Origin of the sequence: Lactobacillus bombicola, from assembly GCF_900112665.1 — a bacterium.
GTDB lineage: Bacteria > Bacillota > Bacilli > Lactobacillales > Lactobacillaceae > Lactobacillus > Lactobacillus bombicola.
On the sequence record NZ_FOMN01000001.1, the window covers coordinates 236,091 to 262,597 of the forward strand.

The 26,507-nt window shown below is 32.9% G+C and carries 32 protein-coding genes, 3 pseudogenes and 1 other annotated feature; of the genes and pseudogenes, 6 read left to right on the top strand and 29 right to left on the bottom strand.

All coding sequences use genetic code 11. The features are described from left to right. The first annotated feature begins 315 nt into the window (after positions 1–315). Entirely contained in the window at positions 316–1,641 is a 1,326-nt protein-coding gene (locus BM203_RS01085) for a hypothetical protein (RefSeq protein WP_090092075.1), read from the top strand. A 755-nt stretch (positions 1,642–2,396) separates the two neighbouring features. Here BM203_RS01085 and BM203_RS01090 read toward each other — a convergent pair. From BM203_RS01090 to BM203_RS01105, 4 genes and pseudogenes are all read right to left on the bottom strand, one after another. Then, the gene (locus BM203_RS01090; RefSeq protein ID WP_090092076.1) at positions 2,397–2,993 is read right to left on the bottom strand and encodes an NAD(P)H-dependent oxidoreductase; all 597 of its coding nucleotides are present in this window, start codon (positions 2,991–2,993) and stop codon (positions 2,397–2,399) included. 87 nt (positions 2,994–3,080) lie between these two features. Next, a pseudogene (locus BM203_RS08745) lies at positions 3,081–3,224 on the bottom strand (nucleoside triphosphate pyrophosphohydrolase family protein); the annotation flags it as partial. Between the two features lie 617 nt (positions 3,225–3,841). Then, complete coding sequence (locus tag BM203_RS01100; protein WP_090092078.1) at positions 3,842–5,257, bottom strand: DASS family sodium-coupled anion symporter; 1,416 nt, start codon at positions 5,255–5,257, stop codon at positions 3,842–3,844. A 44-nt stretch (positions 5,258–5,301) separates the two neighbouring features. Next, on the bottom strand, positions 5,302–7,098 hold the full coding sequence (locus BM203_RS01105; RefSeq protein ID WP_407656038.1) for an FAD-binding protein: 1,797 nt from the start codon (positions 7,096–7,098) through the stop codon (positions 5,302–5,304). A gap of 198 nt (positions 7,099–7,296) precedes the next feature. On the opposite strand from BM203_RS01105, the gene BM203_RS01110 reads away from it, so the two are divergent. Further along, the gene (locus BM203_RS01110) at positions 7,297–8,184 is read left to right on the top strand and encodes a LysR family transcriptional regulator (protein WP_090092079.1); all 888 of its coding nucleotides are present in this window, start codon (positions 7,297–7,299) and stop codon (positions 8,182–8,184) included. Positions 8,185–8,235: 51 nt separating this feature from the next. On the opposite strand, the gene BM203_RS01115 is transcribed toward BM203_RS01110, so the two are convergent. Beyond that, on the bottom strand, positions 8,236–8,880 hold the full coding sequence (locus BM203_RS01115; RefSeq protein ID WP_090092081.1) for an SLAP domain-containing protein: 645 nt from the start codon (positions 8,878–8,880) through the stop codon (positions 8,236–8,238). Positions 8,881–8,999: 119 nt separating this feature from the next. Here BM203_RS01115 and BM203_RS01120 point away from each other — a divergent pair, with 119 nt between their 5' ends. Continuing rightward, positions 9,000–9,866 carry a glycosyltransferase family 8 protein gene (locus tag BM203_RS01120; protein ID WP_090092082.1) on the top strand — a complete coding sequence of 289 codons (867 nt, stop codon included), beginning with the start codon at positions 9,000–9,002 and terminating at the stop codon, positions 9,864–9,866. A gap of 147 nt (positions 9,867–10,013) precedes the next feature. Next, positions 10,014–10,295 carry an HU family DNA-binding protein gene (locus tag BM203_RS01125; RefSeq protein WP_090092084.1) on the top strand — a complete coding sequence of 94 codons (282 nt, stop codon included), beginning with the start codon at positions 10,014–10,016 and terminating at the stop codon, positions 10,293–10,295. Positions 10,296–10,343: 48 nt separating this feature from the next. On the opposite strand, the gene BM203_RS01130 is transcribed toward BM203_RS01125, so the two are convergent. The 4 genes from BM203_RS01130 to BM203_RS01145 all read right to left on the bottom strand — a co-directional run bounded on the left by BM203_RS01130 (position 10,344) and on the right by BM203_RS01145 (position 14,864). Further along, complete coding sequence (locus BM203_RS01130; protein WP_090092086.1) at positions 10,344–11,045, bottom strand: methionine ABC transporter permease; 702 nt, start codon at positions 11,043–11,045, stop codon at positions 10,344–10,346. After that, positions 11,038–12,099, bottom strand: coding sequence for a methionine ABC transporter ATP-binding protein (locus BM203_RS01135; protein WP_090092087.1), 1,062 nt, complete (start codon positions 12,097–12,099; stop codon positions 11,038–11,040). The genes BM203_RS01130 and BM203_RS01135 overlap by 8 nt, the downstream gene beginning before the upstream one ends. Before the next feature lie 18 nt (positions 12,100–12,117). Further along, a complete protein-coding gene (locus BM203_RS01140) occupies positions 12,118–12,969 on the bottom strand; it encodes a MetQ/NlpA family ABC transporter substrate-binding protein (protein WP_090092089.1) in 852 nt (283 codons plus the stop codon). 46 nt (positions 12,970–13,015) lie between these two features. Then, positions 13,016–13,256, bottom strand: a binding site (T-box leader). 120 nt (positions 13,257–13,376) lie between these two features. Continuing rightward, positions 13,377–14,864 (bottom strand): MucBP domain-containing protein, encoded by a 1,488-nt coding sequence (locus tag BM203_RS01145; RefSeq protein ID WP_090092090.1) that lies wholly within the window; start codon positions 14,862–14,864, stop codon positions 13,377–13,379. 404 nt (positions 14,865–15,268) lie between these two features. On the opposite strand from BM203_RS01145, the gene BM203_RS01150 reads away from it, so the two are divergent. Then, positions 15,269–15,580: a TipAS antibiotic-recognition domain-containing protein gene (locus BM203_RS01150; RefSeq protein WP_158593121.1), complete on the top strand. Its 312-nt coding sequence runs from the start codon at positions 15,269–15,271 to the stop codon at positions 15,578–15,580. Positions 15,581–15,762: 182 nt separating this feature from the next. Here the strand turns inward: BM203_RS01150 and pnuC are convergent, their stop codons facing one another. The 17 genes and pseudogenes from pnuC to BM203_RS08705 all read right to left on the bottom strand — a co-directional run. Further along, positions 15,763–16,476 (bottom strand): nicotinamide riboside transporter PnuC, encoded by a 714-nt coding sequence (pnuC, locus tag BM203_RS01155; RefSeq protein WP_090092093.1) that lies wholly within the window; start codon positions 16,474–16,476, stop codon positions 15,763–15,765. Between the two features lie 336 nt (positions 16,477–16,812). Continuing rightward, positions 16,813–17,100: a bacteriocin immunity family protein gene (locus BM203_RS01160; RefSeq protein WP_090092095.1), complete on the bottom strand. Its 288-nt coding sequence runs from the start codon at positions 17,098–17,100 to the stop codon at positions 16,813–16,815. Between the two features lie 18 nt (positions 17,101–17,118). Further along, positions 17,119–17,457, bottom strand: coding sequence for a garvicin Q family class II bacteriocin (locus BM203_RS08635; protein ID WP_342028391.1), 339 nt, complete (start codon positions 17,455–17,457; stop codon positions 17,119–17,121). 291 nt (positions 17,458–17,748) lie between these two features. After that, positions 17,749–17,931, bottom strand: a complete 183-nt coding sequence (locus BM203_RS01165; RefSeq protein ID WP_090092097.1) for a helix-turn-helix domain-containing protein — start codon at positions 17,929–17,931, stop codon at positions 17,749–17,751. Beyond that, positions 17,879–18,025, bottom strand: coding sequence for a hypothetical protein (locus BM203_RS08365; protein ID WP_158593122.1), 147 nt, complete (start codon positions 18,023–18,025; stop codon positions 17,879–17,881). Before BM203_RS08365 ends, BM203_RS01165 begins: the two co-directional genes overlap by 53 nt. Positions 18,026–18,207: 182 nt before the next feature. Further along, a complete protein-coding gene (locus BM203_RS01170; protein ID WP_090092098.1) occupies positions 18,208–19,434 on the bottom strand; it encodes an ATP-binding cassette domain-containing protein in 1,227 nt (408 codons plus the stop codon). 133 nt (positions 19,435–19,567) lie between these two features. Beyond that, positions 19,568–19,897, bottom strand: a complete 330-nt coding sequence (locus tag BM203_RS01175) for a Fic family protein (RefSeq protein ID WP_090092099.1) — start codon at positions 19,895–19,897, stop codon at positions 19,568–19,570. A 269-nt stretch (positions 19,898–20,166) separates the two neighbouring features. Beyond that, positions 20,167–20,825 (bottom strand): annotated as a pseudogene (locus BM203_RS01180) (Fic family protein); the annotation flags it as partial. 41 nt (positions 20,826–20,866) lie between these two features. Then, positions 20,867–21,481: a Fic/DOC family protein gene (locus tag BM203_RS01185; RefSeq protein ID WP_090092100.1), complete on the bottom strand. Its 615-nt coding sequence runs from the start codon at positions 21,479–21,481 to the stop codon at positions 20,867–20,869. Then, on the bottom strand, positions 21,474–21,896 hold the full coding sequence (locus tag BM203_RS01190; RefSeq protein WP_090092101.1) for a helix-turn-helix domain-containing protein: 423 nt from the start codon (positions 21,894–21,896) through the stop codon (positions 21,474–21,476). Before BM203_RS01190 ends, BM203_RS01185 begins: the two co-directional genes overlap by 8 nt. 406 nt (positions 21,897–22,302) lie before the next feature. Continuing rightward, on the bottom strand, positions 22,303–22,599 hold the full coding sequence (locus tag BM203_RS01195) for a bacteriocin immunity family protein (RefSeq protein ID WP_090092102.1): 297 nt from the start codon (positions 22,597–22,599) through the stop codon (positions 22,303–22,305). Between the two features lie 15 nt (positions 22,600–22,614). Further along, positions 22,615–22,830 carry a garvicin Q family class II bacteriocin gene (locus BM203_RS08640; RefSeq protein ID WP_143453037.1) on the bottom strand — a complete coding sequence of 72 codons (216 nt, stop codon included), beginning with the start codon at positions 22,828–22,830 and terminating at the stop codon, positions 22,615–22,617. Next, complete coding sequence (locus BM203_RS01200; RefSeq protein ID WP_090092103.1) at positions 22,773–23,111, bottom strand: hypothetical protein; 339 nt, start codon at positions 23,109–23,111, stop codon at positions 22,773–22,775. The genes BM203_RS08640 and BM203_RS01200 overlap by 58 nt, the downstream gene beginning before the upstream one ends. A 358-nt stretch (positions 23,112–23,469) precedes the next feature. Continuing rightward, the gene (locus BM203_RS01205; protein ID WP_143453038.1) at positions 23,470–23,700 is read right to left on the bottom strand and encodes an ImmA/IrrE family metallo-endopeptidase; all 231 of its coding nucleotides are present in this window, start codon (positions 23,698–23,700) and stop codon (positions 23,470–23,472) included. Then, on the bottom strand, positions 23,666–24,025 hold the full coding sequence (locus tag BM203_RS01210; RefSeq protein WP_133158291.1) for a hypothetical protein: 360 nt from the start codon (positions 24,023–24,025) through the stop codon (positions 23,666–23,668). Before BM203_RS01210 ends, BM203_RS01205 begins: the two co-directional genes overlap by 35 nt. Positions 24,026–24,542: 517 nt before the next feature. Further along, the gene (locus BM203_RS08380) at positions 24,543–24,719 is read right to left on the bottom strand and encodes a hypothetical protein (RefSeq protein WP_158593124.1); all 177 of its coding nucleotides are present in this window, start codon (positions 24,717–24,719) and stop codon (positions 24,543–24,545) included. A gap of 75 nt (positions 24,720–24,794) precedes the next feature. Next, positions 24,795–24,983 (bottom strand): annotated as a pseudogene (locus BM203_RS08705) (CPBP family glutamic-type intramembrane protease); the annotation flags it as partial. A gap of 238 nt (positions 24,984–25,221) precedes the next feature. Here BM203_RS08705 and BM203_RS01220 point away from each other — a divergent pair. After that, on the top strand, positions 25,222–25,530 hold the full coding sequence (locus tag BM203_RS01220) for a helix-turn-helix domain-containing protein (RefSeq protein ID WP_090092107.1): 309 nt from the start codon (positions 25,222–25,224) through the stop codon (positions 25,528–25,530). Here the strand turns inward: BM203_RS01220 and BM203_RS01225 are convergent. Genes BM203_RS01225 through BM203_RS08295 form a run of 3 tightly spaced genes read right to left on the bottom strand, consistent with a single transcriptional unit; the run spans position 25,481 to position 26,506 of the window. Next, entirely contained in the window at positions 25,481–25,849 is a 369-nt protein-coding gene (locus tag BM203_RS01225; RefSeq protein WP_090092108.1) for a hypothetical protein, read from the bottom strand. The two genes, BM203_RS01220 and BM203_RS01225, sit on opposite strands and share 50 nt — an antisense overlap. A 5-nt stretch (positions 25,850–25,854) precedes the next feature. Continuing rightward, positions 25,855–26,133 (bottom strand): hypothetical protein, encoded by a 279-nt coding sequence (locus BM203_RS08290; protein ID WP_205755878.1) that lies wholly within the window; start codon positions 26,131–26,133, stop codon positions 25,855–25,857. After that, the gene (locus tag BM203_RS08295; protein WP_103716080.1) at positions 26,117–26,506 is read right to left on the bottom strand and encodes a MerR family transcriptional regulator; all 390 of its coding nucleotides are present in this window, start codon (positions 26,504–26,506) and stop codon (positions 26,117–26,119) included. Before BM203_RS08295 ends, BM203_RS08290 begins: the two co-directional genes overlap by 17 nt. Position 26,507: the final 1 nt, after the last annotated feature.

The following is a 26,507-nucleotide window of genomic DNA, read 5'->3' on the forward strand; positions in this document are numbered from 1 at the left end:
TGAAATAAAAGAACTAAGTAAAAAACATGGCTACTCACCATATGCTGATTAATATATTATCAGAGTGACCTAGCCATAAAGATATTAAAAACCGATCTGTCCAATTATTAGGCAGATTGGTTTTGTTCTCTAATTTTTCCCTTTCATTTTAAAATTAAATATTATTAACAAATATATCAGCTGATATTAAACCAAAGACTTACTATCTTCGATTCGCTTATATAATAAAATTGATTTAATGATATTTGCGGCAAATTAACGGCAAATTGTGGTATAACATTTTTGATAGATAATCATGATTAGGAGGTATATATCATGAAAAACAAAAAAATGATTGGGACTTTTTTAGCAGCCACATCATTAGCTTTAGGTTTAAGTGTTTCTACTACACAGGTTCATGCCGAAAAATATTATTGGATACGAAACTATTCATACTCTGCTAGACCGTATCATGCCAAAGATCCTCAAGCGAGTGTAGCCGTTTGGAACTGGAATCATACACATAAGTTACATGATTTAATTAATTTTCCCCATACAACTTGGTATGCGACTTCTTCAGTAACCATGCGCCATGGCTCTACTAAGGCTGTCTATTATAAAGTTATTAGTGGCAATAAAAAGCATAGTGGTTATATTTGGCGTGGCTTTTTAACAAAGGGTGCCTATGTTTACTCAGATGATACAGATGGTAGTATAGATGTGCATGATCCAGCTGAGAAATATTACGATCCGGTGCCTCCGGTAACGTATACAGGAAAAAAATATATTGACAGTAGTTTGAATAATCAACTTTCTGCTTTATTCACTGGCGCCGAACCGGATAAGCAAGTACAGTTAGCAGCCGATTTAGCTAATAGAAATGGAGATCATTTATCTACATCACTTCAAAAACTTCAAAATGATATATTAGGTACTGAAAATTCTGCTAACATCATAAAAATTGTTAATAATACGAAATATGAAGGTACTACTGCTGGGTTACTTCAATTTGAAAAAGAGCAAATAAATCAGCAACTAGCTGCGCAAGGCAAGACAATCTCTGATTTTGCGAATTATAAAGTTGGTTCATATGTTTTTCCAAGTAATAATAAAAATTACGGTCGCTTTATTGTGTTCTTAAGCCCAAAAGATGCTGTCTTGCCTAAATTAGGAGATGTTTACTATGATCCGATTGACACAGGGATTGCTATTCCCGCTAATTTAATTGATAATAATTTAAATAATCAAATAGCGGATTTGTTCCCTGGTACAATTAAGGATAGTCAAGTACAATTTGGTGCTAATTTAGCAAGTGTCGCTTTTCAAGAAGGTGATGCTACCAGTGAAAGAGATTATGTATTAGATCATATCGTTGGTAAAGGTAATCATGATAATTACTTTGAATCTGTTGAAAGATATACTGGCTCTCCAGATGGTCTTGTTGAATTTGAAAAAGAGCAGTTAAAGTATAAGTTAGCACTAAGGGGAAAAACATTTTCAGATTTTAAAGGCTATAAGATTGGTGCTTATGTAGTACCGCAAAGTAAAAATGAATTTGAAAGTAGACAATATGGGGAGGTTTTAGTAGTCTTAGTTCCACCGAAGGCAAAACTGCCTGCAGTACCTCCTAAACATACTTTTAACGTAAATGATGTAAATTAAAATTAAAAAATCAATTCTAACGAAACTTAGAATTGATTTTTTTAGTGTATAAGCTATTTTTTAAGATTATTTAAAAAAGTAATGGTTGCCAAGCCAACCCAATAACTTCTTTCATTAGCTTTAAGCTCTACTCTTATAGTAGCCTCACAGTTGGCATAAACAGAAGTCAATTACATTGTAAATGATAGATATATTTTGCTTCTAGTTTTATCCTTAAAAAAAGCATAGCCACTGAATAAAGCAATACTTACTTCATTACGATTGCTAGTAGTTTCAATTAGATGATGATGATGTAATGCTGAGGGGACGATTCTAAGGAGCTTTTTATTAACTTACATTGATAACTTTACGTACTTATTCTTAGAATCGCGATTCTATATTTAAAGCAAAAATTTTATTAAGCGAATACAAAGCCATGAAAAATCACATGCTAGTTACAAGATTTATTTCTCACAAAAAAGGGCGCTTTACCTGCGTCCTTCATTCTTTTCTTTATACCTAGCAATAATCATTTTCAAAATTGAAACTGCCATAAGTAACTGCCAACTTTAAAATTTTACATCTGCTGAATATTGAACCTAAAAATATTTAGCAACTATTGCTCCTATATCAGATAAAGATTGTCTTTCACCAATGAGTTTATTATATATACGGCTTAAATTTTCTTGTATGACAAAAGGTGAGCCGCTTTCCAAGTCGAAGTAACCTTATCACTTAAGGGCTTAATTATTCCAAACCAGTTACAACTACCCTATTCAATTATTTTTCACTACCCATTCACTTACGTAGTTAGCTATTTTTTCCAAATATTCATTTCTTTTGTTCATACTACTATGATCAATATTACCAAAATTTTTCCATACTCGATTTTTAAATTTAAGCTGCTTAAGTGTACTATTAATAAAAACTTTTTTAATAGCATTGCCACAAAACATCTTCAAATAAAATGTCGGAGAAGTCGAGGTTGTAAGAACTAACGTCTTTTTTATATTGTTAAGGTTTCCTATTAACCCAGTACTGCCTACATTGTAAGCAAAGTCCTTCTTCATTACCTTATCTATGAAGCCTTTTATAATAGCCGGCGTATCATTCCACCATATTGGAAAAATAAATATAACTTTATCTGTATTTTTGATAATTTTCTGGTACTTACTAACTAAAGGATCAATTGTTTTTCCAACACTAAATAAAGATAACTCTTTAGCAGAATATGTTGGATCAAATTTATCATTATATAAATCTATAATTGTATAATCTTCTTTATTATCTCTCATCGCTTTTATAACTTTATTAAGTATTGCATGGTTAAAGCTTTTTGTGTAAGGATGTGCGTATATTATTGTTGTTGTCATTACTTTATCTCTCTTGTCTTAAATTTATTGATAATATGTAAAATATTTTTTAGTATGCATACTAGAGACAAAAAATATAATTCTTGCCTCACTCTTAAGCCATCCTTTAAACAGCTCATTTACTTTGCCATACAATAGCAGCAATTCAAACTTGATATCTGTCGTATTAAAATTATGTCTTTTTTTATTATCTATAACTTCCTTCTGAAGTTTTTTGGTATCAATTATCATTTTTATACACCTAAATTAATAACTTGGCCATACCTGGAAATTTCTTATTCGCTTAATTCATGAGCTATTTGTATAAAGCCTCTATTTATAGAAAATAAATAAGTTCTAACCTTACTAGAAGTAGCTTCATCTAATAGCAAAAACTTGTTAGTTAACAATAAAGCCCTTGCTAAAGCTATTCGCTACTTTTTATCAAATTTATTATAAATGACTAGTTTTTTAATTTCTATTATTTCAATCTAATACTTTATTTTATATATGTCAACATTATTATTTAAAGTAATATTATCAACCGCAGTACCAGGAAATAAAGGTTAATTTAAATCAATATAAATAATATTTTATTTTTTAACTTAAAATATTTAACCCTTTACAAGATATACCATATTGGTCAAATATTGCCTTTAATAACGGTGCCTTCCCTATTCCTGCGCCTACAAATGATAATACGCATCTAATATCCGGCTTCCCAAACTCAAGAGCCTTATTTGTTTAACCATTTTTTCATAAACTACCCCTTTCTATTTGAATATTTAGTCATGAAAAAAGCGCTCCTAATAGTTAAATTAATGTCTAACTATTATGGAGCACTTCAAAGGCTGAAATTTTTCAATTAATTACCACATACCAATAACTTTAGTCCATAAAAGACCGCCGCCAAGCCAGATAATGTTAAGAATTATTCCGATAATTGCACTAAGCCGCCACCAGTCTTTATTTGAAACATAACCAGTTGATGATAAGAGTGCAGCCGGACCAGCGGAATAACTGGTAGTTGACAAGTATAATGAACCATCTAGCGCCAACATTAATGCGGCCATAATTGGAGGTACACCAGCACCGATCGCAATTGAAAGAAAGCCAGCATATAAGGCTGAAATTTGAGTGGAAACACTAGGAAATAAATAATGTAAATAGAAATAAGCTAGATACAAAATTACTAAAACCCAGACCCAATTCATACCATTTAACATACTTCCCAAAGTTTTTGAGAACCATGGGAAAAAGCCAAGTTGCATTAATTTTTGTGACATTAACATAATAATTGAAAGCCAGGTCAAAATATTCCATGCAAAACTTTGACCAAGAATGTCTTTAACATTAATAACACCACAAATTAATAATAAAGCCACGGCAATAAAACTAACTAAAGTAGCATCAATACCAAATTTAGGACCAATTAACCAAAGCGCTACTGCTAAAATAAAAACTACGGCCATAATTTTTTCAGCTAAGGTCATTTTGCCTAGTTCTTTTAACTTATTATCTGCCCAAACATGCGCATTAGGAGTTTCTTTGATTTTGGGTGGATAAATTTTATATAAAACAAACGGGATAACTAACAAAGAAATGATTCCTGGTACAATTGCTGCTAAGAACCACTGCATCCAAGAAATTTCAATATTTTGCGTCTTCGCAATTCCTAAAGCTACCATGTTTCCAGCCAATCCAGTCAAAAACATTGTTGACGTAACAATATTAACTTCATATTCATTAAAAACCAAGTAAGATCCCATATCTGCTTGGGTTCCCTTTTTAGGATCTGATCCCATCTCTTTAGAAAGGTTGTCAATAATTGGATACATAATACCATTGACTCTAGCATTATTACTTGGAATTCCAATGGCGAGCACTGTTTCAACCATGGATAAGGCATAAGCCAAACCTAATGTTCGCTTACCAAAAGTTTTAACAAAGAAATAAGCAATTCTTTTTCCTAAACCTGATTTAATAAAACCAGCTGCCATGAACATACACATTGCTACCATCCATGCAGTTGAATTTCCAAAGCCAGCAGTGACTTCTTCCATTTTAAAAATGCCGGTTAAGGTAGCAATTACAATAGCAATAATTGTAGTAGCCATCATAGGTAATGGCTTAGTGATACACGCCACAATCGTTGCAATAAAAATTGCAAACAAGTGCCATGCCTGAATATTAATAGCTGTTGGTCTGATAGGCGTTAAAAGCCATAACCCTAAGCCTAATACAAGTGGTAAAATCCACTTTTTCCATTCAAATTTATCTAACATTTTCTCTACTTTCTATTTAAAATTAGCGTATTATCAAGTATAAATTAATGCTTTTGAATATTATTAATTGCTTGCTTAACTGCCTCTTTAAAGGCAGCACTAGTCGTACTTGCGCCACTGACTACATCAACATCAGTTGTTTGCTTCTCTAGCATTTCCTTAGTCAATACTGGAATCGCTTTACCACCCAGCGAAGGTGTTTCTTTCTGTTGCAAAGTTTCAATCTGGGTCAGCTGCTTACCATTAGCTGTAACTCTAACCACTATTGGTACATCATTAATCCCGTTTTCACTAATACCAATGCCTTGATTTTCGCCAGCTTCATAATCAGTTGCCAAAGCATGGGCATCGGATTTGAGCTCAGGATTTGCTGAAGCGCCAGTAACCACATCAACTGCAGGTAGCTTACGCTTTACTAAAGCAGCATTTTCACCAGCAATCTTGCCTGAAATTAACAAATCCGCAATGCTATTTGCACCAACATACTTGGTTGCAAATATGTCGCCAAGTTCACCAGCTTCATATAAGTGTGGTATTACGTTATTTTGCAAGTCAAGCACTTCACATTTTTCATTTCGCCGTGCTCCACCATGAGTATGTAAAATATTATGTCTAATTGGAATTGCATAATATGGTCCTGCACCAAAGGCACGCATCGTTTCAAGCTTGCGATTGAGGAACATATCACGTTTTTGTTTTTCAACCAGATAATTAAAATCGGCAACTGCTTCAGTTAGTTTAGGGGCAGTAATCTTTTCCGCTAATTCTGTAAGAGAATCTGCTTTGACTGCATACGAAATTAATTGCTTAATCTGATCGGCTTGAGCTGAATCATCATTGGCTAACTGATGATATTGTTTTTCATCCATTACAATGTGTGGATGATTCTGATTAGGAAGCATAATCCAGTTGCCATGATTATATTTGTAACCATGACGATCTTCTTCGTCTTCACGGTAATAACGAGTACCATCATCACCGGCAACAAAAATGCTCCCATTAAACAAGCTCTTCCAATTAATCATATACGCAAATTTTTCACGTGGCTTACCTTCATTTAAGGAAAAACCATGTGAATCGTAATTAGACATATGCCATAATCTTGCTCCAGCTTCAATTGCTAAATCGATTCCTTTACCCTGATTATAAAGTGTACCGATTGGCGCTAATGATCCTTGGCCCAAAAAAGTCTGCACCATATCTTGGTTATTCTCAAAGCCACCACAAGCTAAAACAACCCCGTTGCGAGCTGCAACATTACGCTTGATCGCGTTGTGTTTAATTTGTACTCCTAAAATAGTCTTAGTTTCTGGATCCTGAATTAAATGCTCTGCTGGACTTGAGAACCAAATATCTATTTGATCAAGACGTTCATATACTTTTTTACGTAATAATTTCCAGAATCCACCATTATACATTCCTGTAGTCATACTTTGTGAACGCATAGTTTCAGCGTGATTATATTCAGGATATTCACCTTTAGGTCGGCGTCCTGTATATTGAGCTTCAATATCAAAGTATTTTTTAGCATATTCCTTCATTTGCAAAACATTGTTTACAAAAGTATCCAAGTCTTTAGGATCATACTTAAAAGGATAATAAGTTTGCTTATAATATTCGCGCAGGTCATCGAAGTTATCACTCCATGCAAAAGCCCCACCTGCATAACGGGTATTGCCTCCTTCATGACCTTCTGGAGCCGCATCAATTAATAGAACTTTAGCCTTATTATCAGCAGCAAATCTTGCAGCTCCAGCCCCAGCTCCACCAAAACCTACGACAATTACATCATAGACTGCATCCCATTTTTGAGTTGAATCGTAGATCAAATTAATTACCATCACTTTCTTAAGAAATATTTACTACATGCAATATAATCTGTATTTTAAATTTAGTCTAATTAAATTTTTTCTCCAAAAAGGGCAGACAACATGAGCTATATACTACTCTATCTAGTGTTCTTGCATTTTTATTTAAAATTTAATATAATTTAAACAGATAAATTTATAAATTTTTTTTATTTAATTTAAGGTAAGCATATGAATGAAAAAGACTTATTATATTTTTGTAAACTTGTTGAAACGGGAAATTATACAGCAACTGCTTCTTTTTTTGATGTAACCCAACCAACGATTTCAATGGCCGTAAAACGATTAGCTGAAAAATTTGATGATCCTTTGATCATACAAAAAAATCGTAAAAGTAAAATAATGTTAACTGACGCTGGCGATTTACTATACCAAAAAGCTAAAATTTTACTTCAAGATATTGCTAGTATCAATTATGACGTTAAGCATGCCAGCGATAAAAAAATACGCTTAGCCTTTTCTGGCGAAGCCGGTAGTTTATATATAGCAGACATTGTCCAACAATTTCATCAAGCAAACATTACTAATTTAATCGAAACTCATATTGAACGCTCTGCAGATGCTTTTGCAGACTTAACAAATGGGAATGTTGATGTAGCAATTTACTCTTGGATGGTACCCATTAATGATCCGGAATATTTTATTCATAACTTACAAAAAACAGAATTAGTAATAATCACTGGTACAAACGATCAATGGAAGGATGCACACGAGATTAGTGCTAAAGACCTGCGTAATCGTAAATTTATTGCGCGAGCACGCGGTTTTTTAACTCGTGAATGTCTTGAAGAGGAAGCAAAATTAGGTGATTTTACGCCTAATATTATTTACACTGCACCGACAATGAAATTAATGATTGATTTGGTTAAACGAAATGTAGGTATTGCCTTGGCGATGGAAAGTAGTATTCAGGATGAACAAGGAATTCATATTATCCACCTACGACCTGGCCAAAAACTTTGGGCTTATATGCAAATCGCAATGCGTAAAAGTTTTGTTCCTAATAAATATCAACGTCAAGGAATTGAAATTTTACGTAATTTTGATCCTAAAAAGTAAAAAAGGTAGTAAACATAAATGGTTTACTACCCTTTTTACTATAATAAATATTTATTCAGCTAAAACTTCTGCACTTTTTGGATCCAAATCAGCCCATTTAATAAATTGCTTTTCTGATATACCAACAAGTTTAATTCCCTTGACTTTCTTAGTTGAAAATACTACTACTTTTTTGCCTTTTTTTATATAATAACGTGAATCCCTTACTCCCTTTGCATTATAGACAAAAGCATTTCGCTTAACTCTGTATCTAACCGCCTTTAAAATTTTCACATTAGCCGGTTTGATAAATTGATTCTCTTTATTATTAAAGCCAATTAGGGATTTGCCATTTACAGTAGTAAAACTACTAATACCAACAATTAAACCTTTCTTCAACTTTTTATTCTTTACTCTTTTACCGTGCTTATCATAAACATAAGAATTTCGAGTTAATCTAACCGTTTTACCCATTAAAGCAATAGCATTACCATTAGGCTTTTCTGTAGATTTCGGAGTCTCAGTAGCTGTTTTATTACTATTATTATCAGTTTTATTCGCATCCGTCACTGGTGTCTTAGAAGAATTACTTGCTTCTAATTCTGTTTTACCTGCCACTGGACTATTCGCCTCAGCTGCTGATACTGGTATACTAGCACTTAAGCCAATAAGGGCAGATGCTACACCGACAAAACTAATTAATATTTTTTTATTCATACTTAAACCTCGTTAACATTTTAAATTGAACTAAACATATTATACAACTTTCTTTTTATAATAACTTGAAATATGAATAACTTTTAAATATTGTCAATTTCTCTTGAAAGAGGATAATAATGAAACAAAAATTTACCGAAACAATTGAAATTTTAGTTACAATTGATCAAAATTATGTACATCCATTAGAAGTTATGCTCTACTCTTTAAAATTAAATAATCCAGATAGTGAATTTTGCGTATGGCTACTGTATATTAACCTTGAGGCACGCACTTTAAAGCAACTTGAAATTTTTAGTAAAAAAATAGGCATAGAACTACGACCATTAACAATTAATAAAAAGATTGATTTTTCAAAATCATTGCTTAACTTCAATGATTACCCGCAAGAAATGTATTTTCGGCTTCTAGCAGGGCAAATTCTACCTGCCAGTTTGCATCGAATTATCTATTTAGATCCAGATATCCTAGTCATTAATTCAATTAAGCCCTTATGGCACATTAACTTAAATAAAAAAATATTTGCTGCAGCAGTTCATGAGGGCTTAACAGACATTATGAGTTCCATCAATAGTATTAGACTGGGAACAAAGAATAGCTATTTTAATTCTGGTGTTATGGTAATGGACTTAGATAAAATGAGAGAAAAAATCAGTTTGAGTGCTATATCTTCTACAATCAAAAAATATCATAATATTTTAATTTTACCAGATCAAGATATTTTAAATTATCTATACGGGCAAAATATCTTAAAAATTCCAGAAATTAATTGGAACTATGATGCACGTGCGTATTCAGTTTATTTAGCAAAAAGTGCGGGCAAGATAAATACCGAATGGGTGATGGCAAACACTTCAATCTTACATTTTTGTGGTAAACCCAAGCCTTGGCAAAAAGAGAATCATACACATTTCAAAGTACTTTATCTTAATTATCAGCAAATGGTTAAAAGAATACTTGCGAACCAAAATAATTATAAGATTTAGCTTTTTTCTATTGAAGGACTAGCTAACTGTGCTAAAATAATAAAAGTTGTCAAAGGGTAAGTGAGACAATGCTTTACAAAGTTTACGTATAGTTTATTGCGAACTTGCTTTGACTAGTAATAAATTTTATAGAAAAGAGAAGGAAATATGGCTTCAATTAATAAATCTGAGCTTACTAAAGAAGTTTCAGCGAAGACAGAACTTAAGCAGAAAGATGCTGAGAAGGTTATCGATGCCTTAATTGAATCAATTAAGGAGAACTTGGCTAAAGGTGAAAAAGTACAAATTATCGGCTTTGGTTCATTTGAAGTTCGTGACCGGGCAGAAAGAAAAGGTAGAAATCCTCAAACAGGTAAGACTTTAACTATTCCAGCAACTAAGGTACCTGCATTTAAGCCTGGTAAGGCATTAAAAGATGCAGTTAAATAAGATTTATAAAAAAAGCAGCGACTAAAATCGCTGTTTTTTTTATAAATCTTATCTATTTTGATGATTTAATTTCTTGGCAAAAAAGTCACCTACCACTTGTACAATAAAAATCATAATTACTATTAGTACAGTAGCTATAAATGTTACATCATTATCATAACGAGTATAGCCATAAGAAATAGCTGTATTGCCAATTCCACCTGCGCCAATTGCTCCAGCCATCGCCGTTAACCCAATTAGACTAATGATTGTTACAGTTGATACTCGAATTAATTCTGAGCGTGCTTCTTTCAAATAAACAGTAAAAATGATATCCCAAATAGTTGCCCCAAGACTTTGAGCAGCTTCAATTTTACCATGGCTGACACTTTCTAATGCTACTTGTACTTGACGAGCATAAAAAGGAAAAACACCCAAAGTTAAAGGGACAAGAGCTGCTTTAATTCCAATCTTGGTTCCTACGATTTTCTCAGTAACTGGCTCAATAAAGGCAAGTAAAATGATAAATGGGACTGCACGAAATATTGATACCACTTTATCACAAAAATTAAACCAAAAATGGTTAGGCCGGATACCGTTACTATTAGTTAATACCAAGACAATACCAAAAATGATGCCTAAAAGTCCCCCAAAAATAGCCGACCAAAAAGTCATATAAAGTGTTTGACCAATGCTAGTCCCCCAGCCAGTATCACCTAACCAGCCTAAATTTACAACATTTGGAAAAATCTTGCAGAACCAACTAACCATACAAATTCCCCTTCTCATCTAATCTAGTAACTGTTACATTTGCTTCTTTAAGAAATTTAAGCGTTGCTTCTTGCTTAGTTGGATTACCTTTAACTAAAACCAGCAATGTGCCAATTGGTTCCCCATCAAGAAGTTCTACGTTACCATATAACATGCTGGCTTCAACGCCTATTTCGCGATATAGGTCAATCACGATTGTTTTAGTAACGTTAGCCATACTATAGACAAGTTGATATATTACTTCATTATCTTTCAACTCGGCTAATTTTAAGGACTTCAAGGTATTAATTACTGCACCTGAACCGCCAACAAAACTTTTTGCCAAGTCAGATTGTGGCCTAAGCACTATATCATGTAGATTCCCTTGCTCAACAATTTCACCCAACTGCATTAATGCGACTTGATCACAAATTTGTTTTACTGCTGCCATTTCATGAGTAATCAGCACAATCGTTAAATTTAATTCTTGTTGCAATTTTTTTAATAAAGACAAAATTTGTTGAGTATTTTGAGGATCAAGCGCACTAGTAGCTTCATCTGAAATCAAAATATCGGGTTCATTAGCTAGCGCCCTTGCAATAGCTACACGTTGTTGTTGACCACCTGAGAGCTGAATCGGATAAAAATTTGCTTTATCTTTTAAATCAACTAATTCTAATAATTGTAGTGCTTTGGCGTTAATCTCTTTTTCTTTCAGTCCAGAGTGTTTTAAGGCAAAAGCCACATTTTCAATAACTGTAATTTCATTTAATAAATTAAAGTTTTGGAAAATCATGCCGATTTTTCTACGAGCAATTTGCAAATTTTTATTAGTAATAATTTGCTGACCATCTTTGATAAATTCTGTACCATTAACTTTAATTATACCCGCTGTTGGCTTTTGTAATAGGTTAATTGTTCTTACCAGAGTTGATTTACCCGCTCCAGAAAAGCCAACAATGCCAAAAATTGTCCCCTTTTCGATTGATAAATTAACATCATGAACAGCATGAACCGTTTTATCAGTATGATTAGCAAAATCGACATTTACATGTTTTAATTCAATAATTGCCATTAAATTTATCTCCGTTTATTAAAACTTAACATCCCAAGCTGGTATTGTTGCATCACCGTAATATTTTTTAATTAATGCTTTAGTTTCAGCAGTTTGATAAGCCTTAACTACCGCTTGATAATCTTTATTATTTTCTTCTCCTTTACGTGTGCAGATGATATTAACCCATTGCAAGGAATCCTTATTTACTGGTTCAACAAAAATAGTTTCCTTTTTACCAAGACCGGCTGGACGAGCAAAGTCATTATTAACAACTGCTGCATCTACGGAACTAACTACCCGACCACATTGATCAGCGCTGACTTCCTTGATTTTTAGCTTCTTAGGATTTTTAACAATATCAGCAATTGTAACCAGGGCCTTGCCTGGACGTAATTTAATGAAACCAGCATTTTTTAAAACAAATAAAGCACGAGATTCATTAGTTGCATCATTAGGAACCGCAATTGTTGCACCACTAGGCAACTGACTTAATTGGTGATACTTTTTTGAATATAGTCTAATTGGATTAATTTCAGTTCTACCAATTGCAACCACACCGTTATGATTTGCCTTATTCCATGCCTTTAAAAAAGCATAATGTTGGAAAGCATTTAAATCAATATCGCCATCCTTAACTGCACTATTGGGTTGATTATAATCAGTGAAACTTTTAATTTTAATAGTTACACCATACTTTTTCTTTGCTAAAGCAGCTGCATGATCCCAAATGTCCTGCTTAGCTTTAGTCGAACTTACAATTCCAACTGTAACTACATGACTTTTTTTATTGTTAGTAGTCTTATTTTGACTAAAACTAAACCAACCAGCAATACCGATTATTGCTATAGCAATTAATCCAATGATAATATTTTTATTTTTTTTTGTCATTTTACAACCTCCAAAATTAAACAAGCAAAAAAGCACTCGTCCTTAGCAAAAGGACGAGTGCTTCGCGTTACCACCTTAATTTCATTTATTACTCACGTAATAAACCTCATTAGCTATCAAACAATAGCTTGCAAATTTAACGGGCGCAACTCCGCTACTAGCTAAATATCACTAATAGACATCATTTCAAGCCCATGTTCACTAACTTTTACTAACTGAGTTTCACCATATCCCCAGCTCTCTTTATTAGTAAAGAGTATAGCTACTCTGCTTTTCAAGATGTATTAATATTTAATTGTTTATTAATTTAGCACTTAAAATTAATCTTGTCAACTGAATTTTAATTTTATTTTTAACGATTAGCAATAATAATTTATAGTTAAGATCTAACTTTACAGATTAAAGAATTAGCGTCTTAATTTTTTATGCTTTAACCAGAAAATACTAACTACAGATAATAACAATGTCCCTCCTAAAGAAAGCACCGCTATATTTTCACGTTTTTTTGCTCGAGTTTTAGGTGATAACTCATTTATAGTATCTTCTGATTTATTATTTAGTTTTGGTTTAGTTACTTCATCTTTTATTGCATCATTAATTTTTTTACTGTAGACATAAGCAACAGACTGCGGAATTTTAGTAAAGTAACCATAAACTGAACCTTTAATCTCTTTCAAAGTATAACCAGGAATTGTCTTTGCTAGGGTGTGATACTCATCACCAATTTTTCCCTTTAAAACTTCGTCAGCTACAATTTTTGCCCCAATTTCATCTACAAATTGAATAAAAACCTGTGCTTTAGTATAGACAAAAGTAATAACTTTATTTTTTCTATCCGTAAATCGATCACTTGTCTCGCCGATTATATTTTTAATCACATAGCCTGAAATGTTAATACTTGAAACGTCAGTATATTGTTCATCGATTAAACCCATTCTAACATGATTGGGCGCCAAAACATTGCCATCCTCATCTCGGTATTGAGTCGTCACAATACCAAAACGAATATAGGTATCGGTATCTTGTCCTACCTGATATTTGGTCGACATTTCGCATGGATACCAAATATTAGAGCCCTTTGCATCTGTGATGGTTCCTCCATCCAAATTGACCCATCTACTATCTATTGGTTGGCCATAATTTACTCCTTCCCGATATAGCCAGCCATCCATATTTGAATTTTTTAAATCACAATTATTATTTAATTTTAAAATTTTCAGTTTGGTCATACCTGATAGCATTGCAAATGTACTTTGATCATCGGAACCAATTGGCGCTTGATTAAATCGTGGTATGCTTCTCATATCAAAATGGCTTAAATCCAGTTTTTTAATATTTGCACAACCAGAAAACATTTCACCCATATCGGTTACTTTAGCTGTATTAAATTTTTCTATGTTTAAACTAGGCAAATTATAACAATTGCCAAACATCCCATGCATATTAGTGACATTTGACGTATCAAAGTTACTTACGTCTATAGTTTTTAAATTACAGCAATAATTGAATAGCCCACTCATATTTGTAACTTCAGTAGTGTCGATATTTGCTAAACCATCAATCAGAGTCAATTTTTTTAAATAGCTAAACATGTATTCAGCAGAACCAATTATTTTTAGCTTTCCAATTATTTTGATTTGTTTAACATTATTTTGACCAGCAGCACCAAAAATTGAATAAATTTGCTTTGGATTATTTAAAATTGTAGGAGAGACTTCTGTACCACCTGGAATTGTTAAAACTTTTGAAACATCATTATAAAAAACTGGTATTTCATTCCAAACGTAATTAAAAATTAAACGTTTTGCTTTCGAAGCTTTTACAAAAAGATTAGTCTGTTTTGTTGCTTTTTTAAAATTTAAATCACTTTGTTTACAGTTCATATTATCAGTCATATCAGTACAGTTAGTTATATTCTCTGAAAAGTTTTTTATACTTGATTAGCACTCATCTGATTAAATTATTTACATTGCTATTATTAGTTTAAATATCTTCACAATGATATTATCAACTTTGACTATCTTACTTTTGTTAAAATAAGTTCGTCTACTTGTGCAGTAATTAAGTTACGTATGTTATTAAATTATCGCTTTTTTAAAACAAATAGTCAACTTAAATAGCAATCAAACTAGTAAAATAGTCCCTTGACTTACAATAGTAACGCTAGTTTTAATTAAAAATAAAATACATGTACTAATATTGGTTAGTATTACCATTAATCTATTAATTCAAAACATGTTTTTTTAAAAATAATCTTGCTATAGTAGTTATAGATATAATTATGAGGAGAAATAGAAATATGTCAAAAAAAGCTGATAAATTTGCAGAAGAAAAATTCAATAAACTAAAAAAAACTGAGGCCGATTTAGTACGTGATTTGCAAACCGTAATTAGTCATCCTGAAGAAGAAAATAAACTTAGTAAGCAAATTTTTCAAAATCATCAAACTTGGCTTAAAATTATTATGCCAAATTATTCTCCGGAAATTCATCTAAGTATTGTTAATAGTTATCAGTGTGATAAACGTTATCGTTCGTACTATGATGATAAAGCTGGTAAGGGAGCAACCAAAATTTTAATCAAAAGTGTCAAAAAATATTTAACTAAATAAAGGCAGTCCCATTATTAAGGGACTGCCTTTTAAGATAACTATCGTTTCACGCAAAAAATATTTTCAACACACTAGTGGTTTTCTTAGTGTCATTTACTTCTCTTAAAAAATTTTTATTCTTTTTAAATTATAAAATTGAAGTAGCAGACTATTTTACTTATGATTCTTCGATTAGCTAATTTTTAATGGAACCAATGAGTATGCTTATCAGTAAACGCTAATAAATCATTACTCAAATACAAAATGTAAGTAAAAAATAAAGTTAAATTAGCATCTCCTTGAAAAGCCGTTACTCCCCAAAGAACAACGGATAAGATACCCTGAATTGTCCAAAAGTAATACTGCTCCCGAAACCGCAAGGTACACAAAAGTGAACCAGTTAAACCAATTGCACCTGCAACTGCATCAATTAAAGGTCTAGGACTAATGAAAACTTTTGTATCCATTAAATATAGCAATCCAGTAGTTACAGCAAAAAAGAAAAACGTTAACAGCCATTTAGAAGCATTTAATCCGCGAATATGTTTTGCGGCATCTTTATTCCAAACTGGCAATAATAAGACTGGCAAATCTAACAGAAAAATATATGATGCTTGCAAAACAATGTTGGCATAATTTTTAGCTGTAATTGATATTATGATGTAAATAATTGAAGATAGTAATCCTAATACCCCGTTGATTGCTTTAGCATTAGTGATTGCTAACGTACAAGTAAAACCCATAATTGCCGCGATCATTGTTACAAATGTAATTAAATTAATTGGAGCAGATATTGTTGTACCAATAATCACACCAATTCCGAGCATTAAGAGCATATAAGTTTTAAAACTCCAACCTTGCATTTGGTTAATGTACCAATTTATTTTAAATACATTTGTATTTGGTTCAAATTTCATGTATTATCCTACCTTTTCTTAAAAGTCATTGGTTAAAAAACACGTTCTCAATCATAACATTCTTGAACAGATATAAACAAGAGTTTAACCAAAAGTTAATAACAAATAGAGCTATAAACTATAACTAATTGAACAATAAAAAGCTTATAGTTTTAAAAGCAATTTACGTGTAATCACCTAGCTAAATAAAATGGCGGACAAGAGCTTAAATGGTTTTCTAGTACTTTTTTTATATATTTGAACTAAAAAAGTTCGCTATGGGACACAACGGACTCTTATTAGTACTCAATATTATACAGTTATACGCCAAATTTACGAATCAATTAAGTTTTATCCTCATCCTCTAAAAAGTGACATTATTCCTACCCCAAATCTTCGTTTTCCAGGAAATTTGGGGTCAAGTAATAACCGATAAATTTTTTTACCACCATCAGATAATTCTTCACGAATTGCCAATGGAGTTAATGCATTTTGAAGAGAACTTACTATAGCAGAAAGATATTTTTTCTTTTCCAAGTATCTTTTGGCTAAAAGAAAAATTCTCTTTTCTTTTGCTGAAATAGGTTCCTGAAGACACGCATTAATTTCAGCTAACAATACAGTTTTCGGTTTCTCTCGTTTCACTAGTAGTACCTCTTGATTTTAATGACTATATCTATTACTGCCAAATCCAAACCCGCTACCTAGAGCATCTTGCCATCCTTGTGCTATAACATGACCAACAGTTTCCCATGGAGTTCTAGTGACAACGTACTGATAGTATCCGTGATTGCTTTGCATTAAGTAGCTATTAGAACCCGTAGTTGTATCTACTACATGCCATTTTTCTTTTGCTTTTGGGTAATATCCTGTATTTGTTACATTTGCCGCACGTAATAGATTAACGTATTCATCAGGTTCCTGTGCAGCCTTAATAGTTTGTTTTGTTTCAACCTGGTTGTCAGATACTTGTACAACTGGTGTTGTGGCTGCTACAACGATTTGTGGTTCTGTTGCAGTAAAAATTCCTGCCGCAGCGATTATACTTGATACTTAAAAAATTTTCTATTCATTTTTGAATCATCAGAAATCCATTGCAATATTTCAAAATATTGTACTGTGGATTTTATTAAAAGTAAATGCAATAATTTGTTTTTATTTAATAAATATTAGATAGAAATGTACTCCGGATTTTATTTAAGCACAATAGAATACGCTCTATTGGACTAACTACTTTAAGAGATAGTAGAAAAAAGCTATAAATTTACTTTTTCTTTTAGATTCAATATGAAATTAAGCATGCGTGAATTCAATTTTTACTTTTCTATTGGCCGCTTGAGCAATTTCGCTTAGCAACATAGTAAAAGCGTTAAACGAGCCATTTTCAATTCTTGCAATTGTTGATTGCGGCTTGTTTACCAGATTAGCAAATTCCCTTTGCGTTAAGCCCAGATGCTCTAATCTCGGTATGATCAACGCCGTATTCCCGCTCTAAACTAGCTAAAGTTTCTTGGGGAGACAAGTATTTACTGCAAATTTCAATTTTGTAATCACTTGAATATTTAGTCATTAAAAAAGTGCTCCTAATAGTCAGATTAATGTCTAACTATTATGGAGCACTTCAATTTCGGGGGTCATATCGCTTTAGTGACCTGATACTCAAGCAAAACTTTACCAAATTCTATCAACTATATTTAATAAAGAGTCGATAAAGCTCCTACTAATCTAAATGATATATTGATTACTGCTGCGCTAATTTGAGATATTTTCTTTTAATTTACCATCGGTTAATAGCCATTGTTTATATCCTAAATCTTGTGCTTGCCGACTATTAATATGATGGGAAATCATAATCACTGTTTTATCAATGTTTGCAAGCAAATTATCTATTTGAACGGCATTTTGAGGATCTAAATTTGCATCAATTTCGTCCGCCAAGATAATTTGCCTATCAAAAACTAGAGCACGAGCAATCTCTAGGCGAGCACGTTGACCTCCCGATAAATTATTACCACCATCTTTACAAACATAATCTAATGGTTTACTGCCAAGTTCTTTATCTAAATTGACCTCTTTTAGACATGATTCTAAAATCTGATCTGAAAATCTCAGTCCTAAGCCTAAATTGTAGCGAATAGTATCATTGAAAATATATGGATCTTGTTGAATTAGAGCAAAATCATTTGGATCAAGAGCTGTTTCTCCATCTTTAGTAGTATAAATTATTTTGCCTTTTGACGGCTTAAGTGAACCCATCAATAAATTAAAAACGGTACTCTTACCAATACCCGAGGCGCCTGCTAACAAAATTTTATCGTTTTGATTAATTGTGATCATAGCATTTTTTAGAATTATCTTGTTACCAAAAGAGAAGGTAATATCGTTACTGTATATCTTTTTTAAAATTGGTGAAGTATTAGTATTGATTTCAAATTTTTCATCAAATTGATCAATTTCACTTGCAAGTGTTTGTTCAATTGTCTTTCTAATCATTTTGGTTGTTTTTATAGAAGCAAAGTCATTTATAGCTTCTCTTAAAGGCTGCATTACCTGACTGCTTGCTAAATAAATAGATAGAATGATTGAAATCGTAACGGGTTTGCCAGTGTTCATTAAGAAAAATCCTAGAGCAACTGGTACGAATAGAGCAATTATGGACCATATCCAAGATATTAATTGAACATCTATTCTAGAGTTATTCATTTTCTGATGAGACCGCTCTGTTACAGAGAGCTGTTGCTTAATTTTTTTGAAAGCTGGAGCAAATGCACAATAACGCAGTACGGTATCCCGACCACCCATTAAATCACGTATTTGTTCAACAAAATCGCTATTATTATTCGACCATTTGGCTGAACGTCGTAACAAGACAGGCTGAAAAATATTTGGGATAAATATTTGGGGTATAGCAAAAATAATAAAGACTGTTCCTAGTAAAAGATTAATCTTCAGTACAAAAGATGTCGAAAATGCAGCCATACAAAAATCAGAAACAATTTGAATAAGTAAGTTAAAATAATTAGTTTCGATTAATTTGAAATCATTAATTAGTGTAGAAATCTCTTTATTAGTATTAACCTTTTTAAAAGTTGCCTTCTTAATATATTCGGATTTAAGGTTTGTATTGAGTAAATAAATGATTTTGTTTTGTATCTTCGAAAACAGCCAAATCCAGAATATAACTGTACGCTTCGTTTAAGTTAATAATCTCCAGCGTTTCCCTAATGGTTTTCCCATGAATAGTTGCGCCGAGCCCGCCGTTAAGAATCTCGGCAGTTTCGGCTTCGGTCATTGTGTTGCCCTCAATTGCAGCAGAAGACCAGACGTGTTCAATTCTGATATTTTGCTCGAGTTGCTTAACTTCAAGCGGGGATAATGGTCTGTAAGTATCCATCTTGTTTTTTAGGTTTGTAATTGCGGCTAATTTTCCCCCGTATTCCATTGTGATACCTTCTTAATTAAATTAATATTTTGGGCCAACTAAAGCTCAAGTCCATCGTTGCCCAGTTCCTGCTGCTCTTTTTCCTGTTGTTCAGCGTATTTTTTGGCAAGTTCAGCTTGGCTATCATGTGTTTGTCTACCATGCTCTCCTTCACCCTGTTTGCTCCATGCAGCTGCTTTGAGCATTTTTTTGAATTCGGCAATAGTTTCTTTTTCTTCATTAGCGGATAATTCCTGACTTTTATGTTCCGCCCGCGCCTGCAAGTTTGGCTCCATACCAGAAATACCATTTTGATACGTCCAGTCCTTAAGGTCGGTCATGTCATTTGAAAAGTAATAATCAGCCAGCTTTTTCTGCCATGTGGGCATTTGTCAAGCGGCACATTAATCATACCGGCTCCGTTATCAATCATTATCTTGTTAGCCGCAATTGTGGCGGTCCGCTTGTTGCCATCGTAGAACATTTGTTGGCGCATATTGTGATACATCAGGGTTAGTGCCTTATCGGTAGCAGTATGATTACTGGCTAGCAGCTGCTTTAAATACTCCTGTTCTTGGCCCTCTTCAATCATAGGTGGTTCAAACTCACCTCGGTAAGTTTCCACCCCGCATGATCCATTACGCAAATATCCTGGAAAGGCCGCCGTATCGCGTGCAACAATCTTATTAATCTTCTTTTTAAAGTTTAAGTCTAGGGGCTTTTTTTCATTGATGGCAAACTGCCAGCCACGCTTAAGTTGAACAATAATATTAATATCATCGATTGGAAGGCCGTCAACACCCAGGCCATCAATGATTGTCTGGGTTTGCGGCATGGTGGTAGTCAGGCCTTCAAAGCGTGAGTTAGTGAAGACCAATTTGGTTAGATTGGTTTTGGCAAAGCGTCTATTTTCTTCAGGCGTTAGCCTAAATTTGTCTTCATACTTCAATTGATTTATCCTGCTTTTTAATCTAATTCAAGGCCTTCATCTTAATCTAACGCCTGTTGTTCTTTGCCATACCTATTAGCTAATATAGTAAAAGCATTCTCTCGGCTAGGCATATTTTGAATCTTAATTAATTGCGCAATTCGTCCCACATCAGCGTCTATTTGCGCTTGGATCATCTCTTCATTTTTTCGTGGGTAGTCAATCACTTGGCCATGGTTTGCTGCATAGGCAGAAAGAAAAACTTTACAGCTCCGACCGTTGCCCTCTCTAAACGGGTGCATAAAATTGATTTCATCTAATAGTTTAGTGTAATCCTCAGCTGCTAAAGCCCTCTTTTCGGGCTGATTATGCATGATGCTATTAATATTGGTTTCCGCATACCCAAATCTTGAATGGTCAAAAAAATCATAACCGTTTTTTTGGAAATTACCCGGTCGGTATTTTCCGGCCCAATCATATAAACGGCCAAACATGATTTTATGAACCTTTTTTATATCCTGAATATTTTTAATTTGGGGCTTGGAGTGGAGAAAAATTGCTGCTCTGCGCGTTGCTTGAAGATATTCTACTTGTTCAAGCTTTTGCTGATCCCGAATATGATATTTGTTTTTCAAAACGCCGTTAGGGTACAGCGTATCTTGTATCCAGTCACTCATTGTTACTATCCCAAATTGCAGCAATTTCCTTAACTTCTTCTGGATCAGGATTTACAACTCCGTCCAGAACGGCTTGAATATCCTCCTTAGTGGGGTTCCAGCCCTCTAAATGACTAGCTTCTACTACTCCCCGGATTTCAAAATACATTTCTTTATCTGGTATAAAGACGCCCTGAATGGTCTGCGCGTCATCATCAATTTCTAAATTATATGATTGTGGTTTTAACATGTTTAATAAATCACCCGCTCTTTTATCTAAACCGACCGCAAAGGCGTCAAGAATTCTGATTGACCAAGCTTCAATAGGCCTAGCAATTGCTTTTCTTAGTGTACTTTCTGAAACGTGACTCTTTTCGGCAACTTCCCTTACCGAAACGTGTTTATTATTCAGTAGTTTTGTAATTGTTGCGCTCATTTTAAAATGCTCATTTCTAAAATTATTTCCTAAATATATTATACCATATTTGGAAATATTTATTCCATTTATGGAAGTATCTTAATGCGAAGCGTATATCTGTTAAAGTTCTAGACCTTCATCTTGAATTATGTCTTGCTGTTTAGCGTACATAGCTGCCAACTGCTTTTGGGTCATTGGTTCTTGTTCTAATCGACAACTTTTGCCCCAATAAATAATTGCATATTGCTACAATATCGTAGCTATTTTTCTCAGAACAACAGAGAATTAAATTAATGAAACTGCTAAAATTGCCTAAAGTTTCGGTAAAATGTCTCAAAATAGAGCATTTTTTAGCCAAGCAAAAAACCTAACTGTTGTTAGGTTTCAATCGTTGATATTCTGTTTATACAATAAATGTTAATACTTAGCCTACATGTCCACCAAAAATTGTTGCTAATCCTATGCCCAACCCCTTGTCTGCAGGGAATTGTGGATCAAGTAATAATCGATAAATCTTTCTTCCGTTATCTGATAACTCTTGTCGAATAGCAAGAGGAGTTAGTTCCATTTTGAGAGAATTAACTATAGCAGGAAAATATTCTTTTTTTTCTAAACGCTTTTTTATATTAAGAAATATTTTTCTTTCTTTTGTCGTAATGATGCCTTGTAAACAATAATTTATTTCATTAAATAAAATAGTTTCACTTTTTTCTTTGTTCATATAAAACCACTTTCATCAGTTATGCCCGAATCCAAAGCCCTTACTCATAGCATCTCCCCAACCTTGTTTCATTACATGTAAAACTGTTTGTGTGGGAGATCTAGTTACAACGTATCTATAATGCCCTTTATTGCTTTGCATTAAGTATCCATTAGAACCAGTAGTTGTATCTATTACGCGCCATTTTTCTTTTTCTTTTGGAAAATATCCTGTACTTGCTGTATGTGCCATCGAGCGTAATAATGGGTTAACGGCTTCATCAGGAACTTGTCCAGCTTTAATTTAATATCCTGTTTTACTTTAACTTCTCTATTAGAAGCTTGTGCTGTGTTTATAGCAGCCTGTTTTGCTTCTGCTCCTTTATTAGAGGCTTGTACTGTGTTATCAGTAACTTTTTCACTATTGGCAGATTCAACAGAATCGGCAGCTACAGTTTGCGTTTTAGCGGCAGTGAGGAAAACTGCTGATAACATCATACTTGACATTAAAGTAATAACTTTTCTTTTTTCCATTTTATTAACTTCCAATAATGTAGTATGTCCAATATTATGATATGTATCGAATTAAAAGTCAATATTTTTTTAATTTAATTATTATAAATATAAAATATTGGTACAGGCAAGGCAAAGTTAAACAAAATAGATTAAAGCTCTAACTCTTCTTCTTTCTCTTGTCCTCCTTTATATTGATTATATATTGTTGTCAATTCTAGTTGAGAAAGTGGTTGTGATGTCGTATGCTTCTCAATATTCTTTTCAAATTCCTGCTCTTCGATGAAATTGATCATGCAACGGCAGCCTTAGTGGTATTTGAAAGAATTTTTGCTTGCATTTCTGGATTTAATTGGTCAAGCTTTTTCCCGTTGTCTGTCTAGCCAGCAATGTAGTCTACAGTGTACTCCCGATTATCAATGCCATAGTTTTGGGCCACTAAATAAGAAGTCATTTGAGCTTGTAGCTCTTGTAGTGGCCGTGATAAATCTTTGGTTTTAGAACCAGACAGGCTGTGCAATTGTGCATGCCCTAATTCGTGCATTAGAGTCGTCGTCATTTCATTCCCAGTATTGCTAGGATTGAGGTATATTCCCTTTTTTGACGGCACGGTAACCCCCCTTTGCAATTCCAAAAGTATTACTGTAGTCGGCTTCAGGCAGAGTTCTATTAACTGAATACCCTAATTTTTGAGCAAATTTATCCAGCTGCTGATCAAGTTTAGTCTTATCAATCGGATTATTAATGTCAAAGTCTAAATGCCGGTTAGGATACATTTCTGGATATTTTTCTTTGGGCATATTGGTCTGAGTAACGTCAAATACGTTACCATGAACAAATCTAAGCTCCTTATAGACGAAAATTTGTCCCTTTTTAATTTTGCTTTTTTCTGCGGCTGTCGCATATTTAACGGGCACCTTGCTTTTATTGCGCATAAAAGTTTTGGACTCAAAGGGAACGAGAACTTTGATTCCTCTTTTGACTGCATATCCCAAATCCTCAATTTTTTTAAAGCTTGCTACAGCTACAACTGCAGGTCTTTGACTATTAATTAGTAAGCATTTTTCATTGAATAATGCGGGAAATTATTTAAAAAATTAACCAATTCTATAAATTTTTCTGGAGAAGTAAAATATTTCTGTACATCTTTCATTAAATCAGAAATAGTTGTTTTATCAATTCTTTGCTTTGTCGCTTTGTTTTTCCATTTTTTAATTTCTTTTTTCTAAAAAAAGCACTTAGTTAAACTAAGTGCTTTAATATAAGTTACAAAAAAGGGCATTAAATCTGTCCTTTTAACGATCTAGCCCTCTTGATTTATTAAGTTGTTGCTGTAACAAGGATTGTTGCAGTGAAGTTTGGTGTAGTGCTTGACAATCAGCTTTAATACATTCTTATGCCCATTTGATAGAGCCGTTATATATTTTCCCGCAAACACATAGAACGCTGGCGTCATCTGATAAATTCCTTATTATTTATAATTTCTTTTTGATTTAATTGCAAGTTTCGGTCATAAATTGTGCTCCAAAACTTTGCTTCATCCGGATTGGAAATATTCATTATTTTTTTGTCAAGTTCGCAAATATCCATATTTAAAATGGCTTGATCTAATTGTTCTGGAGTAATCATAAGCTGTTCTCCTTTTTTAAAAATATTGTTAATTATATCATGTACTTTTTAAGAATTACTGATTTTATCAAATAATTAAAGTGTGGCAAACATGACCAATAAGTTGTTGATTAGGTGTGTAAAATAGGGATAGGCTAAGTCTTTTGTTTGTGTATATTCGTAAGCTAAAATTATACCACAAATTGTATATACTAAAGTACACCAATCTAGTTTTGGCTCATGACACAAACCAAAGATTATTCCGTTTACTAAAATAACAGTAAAATATTTAAGTTTACTGGTTGTTGAACTGCTTAAAAAAGTTAAAGAAAAATGTTTTTTATTCTATCACTTTAGTCCAAATATTCTCAATTTATGTATCAATATTATATTCAACCTTACTACACAAATTTAAAATATCAAGTAGAAATATACACTCATTGACAACAATTATATTCATTACGAATATCATATATTCGAATATACTCAAAATGAAAATAAATATGTACAAAAGAAGGAAACTATGACAACTTTTAGTAAAAGACTAGAAAAAAGACGTTTAGAAAAGGGATGGACAAAAACAAAAACGGCTAAAAGGTTAAAAATAGGCTTGTCAACTTATGCTAATTATGAATATGGGTTAAGGGAACCCGATATAAAAATGCTTACGTTAATAGCAAACTTATTTGATACTTCAACTGATTACCTTTTAGGAAAGACACCTAACTTTGATGATTTTGAAGATAAACTTAACTGGTCTTACTTTGATGTGGGAAATAAGTCTACTCTTGAGACGACAGTGCAGAATGTACATAATTATTTAGATTATTAACCATTGCTGTATATAAATAGCCTTCGTAATTAGTAATGCGTTTACTCGAATCAGTGTCTACTGTAGGGATTCGGTTAAAGTAATTACGTAACCACTTTGGCATTTCATCGGTTAAATTTTCTAAGTCTAACAAGCCTGTGTAAGCTTCAAAGCCTTGATTAGTCATGTTTTTAGTTACTGCTTTTTTGGCATTCAAAATAATCTGAACAAAACGATAAACTTCTTTTGGTGTTTTGCACCACGACTTGATTAAGATTGCTGATTCCTGATTTAAAAATGGGGGTCTATCTTTACTGTTAACTAAATCAGGTAAATGCATGTATCTTAGTTAGTATCTATATTATTATATAAATTGTGTTTCATTTCGATAATGTCTTGTGGCTCTAATGTTTGTGCTATTCCTTGTGTTATGTATACATCTTTAGCTGTATCTTCTAAGTCAGCTAGGTAAAGTCGATTAGGTAGATTATTTTTTTGTTTTAGATCAAAGCCTTGATTTATTTGAAATAATAATCTTTTTGTTCGAACTACTTTAGCAGAACTCCAGCTAAAAAGATTATGTAGTTCTTGATTAAGTAAAAATAAACTATATTTTTCGTTCATAGGCTAATTTTTCTTTTTCATAAGTAAGTAATTTATCATCAAAATGGTCAATTTTATAGTTTAAATAATTTATTGTTTTTTGAAGCTGGGCTTGTTGTTGCTCTAATTGCTCACGTTGCTTAATTAGTAAATTCAACCGTTTTTGCGCTGTTTCTTTTTGACGATAATTGAATAGGAATACTTTTAGTTTGGATACAGGCATCCCCGCATTACGTAAAACTTTAATATAAAAAATCCAATTTTGATCTATTTCGCTATATTGGCGATAGCCGTGTTCATCGCGCTTAATTGCTGGCAGTAACCCCATTTTTTCCCAATAGCGTAACGTATCTTTTGATAAGACAAACTTTTTACTAATTTCATTAATACTCACA

Excerpts from the sequence above, each read along its gene's own strand:
- BM203_RS01120 (WP_090092082.1), top strand. The coding sequence starts at position 9,000 with ATGAAACAAAAATTTACCGAAACAATTGAAATTTTAGTTACAATTGAT.
- BM203_RS01100 (WP_090092078.1), bottom strand. The coding sequence starts at position 5,257 with ATGTTAGATAAATTTGAATGGAAAAAGTGGATTTTACCACTTGTATTA.
- BM203_RS01225 (WP_090092108.1), bottom strand. The coding sequence starts at position 25,849 with ATGCATTTACCTGATTTAGTTAACAGTAAAGATAGACCCCCATTTTTA.
- BM203_RS01220 (WP_090092107.1), top strand. The coding sequence starts at position 25,222 with ATGACAACTTTTAGTAAAAGACTAGAAAAAAGACGTTTAGAAAAGGGA.
- BM203_RS01140 (WP_090092089.1), bottom strand. The coding sequence starts at position 12,969 with ATGACAAAAAAAAATAAAAATATTATCATTGGATTAATTGCTATAGCA.
- BM203_RS01210 (WP_133158291.1), bottom strand. The coding sequence starts at position 24,025 with ATGCGCAATAAAAGCAAGGTGCCCGTTAAATATGCGACAGCCGCAGAA.
- BM203_RS01110 (WP_090092079.1), top strand. The coding sequence starts at position 7,297 with ATGAATGAAAAAGACTTATTATATTTTTGTAAACTTGTTGAAACGGGA.
- BM203_RS01200 (WP_090092103.1), bottom strand. The coding sequence starts at position 23,111 with ATGGAAAAAAGAAAAGTTATTACTTTAATGTCAAGTATGATGTTATCA.
- BM203_RS01145 (WP_090092090.1), bottom strand. The coding sequence starts at position 14,864 with ATGACTGATAATATGAACTGTAAACAAAGTGATTTAAATTTTAAAAAA.
- pnuC (WP_090092093.1), bottom strand. The coding sequence starts at position 16,476 with ATGAAATTTGAACCAAATACAAATGTATTTAAAATAAATTGGTACATT.
- BM203_RS01195 (WP_090092102.1), bottom strand. The coding sequence starts at position 22,599 with ATGAACAAAGAAAAAAGTGAAACTATTTTATTTAATGAAATAAATTAT.
- BM203_RS08365 (WP_158593122.1), bottom strand. The coding sequence starts at position 18,025 with ATGACTAAATATTCAAGTGATTACAAAATTGAAATTTGCAGTAAATAC.
- BM203_RS01135 (WP_090092087.1), bottom strand. The coding sequence starts at position 12,099 with ATGGCAATTATTGAATTAAAACATGTAAATGTCGATTTTGCTAATCAT.
- BM203_RS01105 (WP_407656038.1), bottom strand. The coding sequence starts at position 7,098 with ATGGTAATTAATTTGATCTACGATTCAACTCAAAAATGGGATGCAGTC.
- BM203_RS01175 (WP_090092099.1), bottom strand. The coding sequence starts at position 19,897 with ATGGAATACGGGGGAAAATTAGCCGCAATTACAAACCTAAAAAACAAG.
- BM203_RS01085 (WP_090092075.1), top strand. The coding sequence starts at position 316 with ATGAAAAACAAAAAAATGATTGGGACTTTTTTAGCAGCCACATCATTA.
- BM203_RS01130 (WP_090092086.1), bottom strand. The coding sequence starts at position 11,045 with ATGGTTAGTTGGTTCTGCAAGATTTTTCCAAATGTTGTAAATTTAGGC.
- BM203_RS01125 (WP_090092084.1), top strand. The coding sequence starts at position 10,014 with ATGGCTTCAATTAATAAATCTGAGCTTACTAAAGAAGTTTCAGCGAAG.
- BM203_RS08290 (WP_205755878.1), bottom strand. The coding sequence starts at position 26,133 with ATGAACGAAAAATATAGTTTATTTTTACTTAATCAAGAACTACATAAT.
- BM203_RS01185 (WP_090092100.1), bottom strand. The coding sequence starts at position 21,481 with ATGAGTGACTGGATACAAGATACGCTGTACCCTAACGGCGTTTTGAAA.
- BM203_RS01190 (WP_090092101.1), bottom strand. The coding sequence starts at position 21,896 with ATGAGCGCAACAATTACAAAACTACTGAATAATAAACACGTTTCGGTA.
- BM203_RS01090 (WP_090092076.1), bottom strand. The coding sequence starts at position 2,993 with ATGACAACAACAATAATATACGCACATCCTTACACAAAAAGCTTTAAC.
- BM203_RS08640 (WP_143453037.1), bottom strand. The coding sequence starts at position 22,830 with ATGGCACATACAGCAAGTACAGGATATTTTCCAAAAGAAAAAGAAAAA.
- BM203_RS08380 (WP_158593124.1), bottom strand. The coding sequence starts at position 24,719 with ATGATTACTCCAGAACAATTAGATCAAGCCATTTTAAATATGGATATT.
- BM203_RS01170 (WP_090092098.1), bottom strand. The coding sequence starts at position 19,434 with ATGGCTGCATTTTCGACATCTTTTGTACTGAAGATTAATCTTTTACTA.
- BM203_RS01150 (WP_158593121.1), top strand. The coding sequence starts at position 15,269 with ATGTCAAAAAAAGCTGATAAATTTGCAGAAGAAAAATTCAATAAACTA.
- BM203_RS01115 (WP_090092081.1), bottom strand. The coding sequence starts at position 8,880 with ATGAATAAAAAAATATTAATTAGTTTTGTCGGTGTAGCATCTGCCCTT.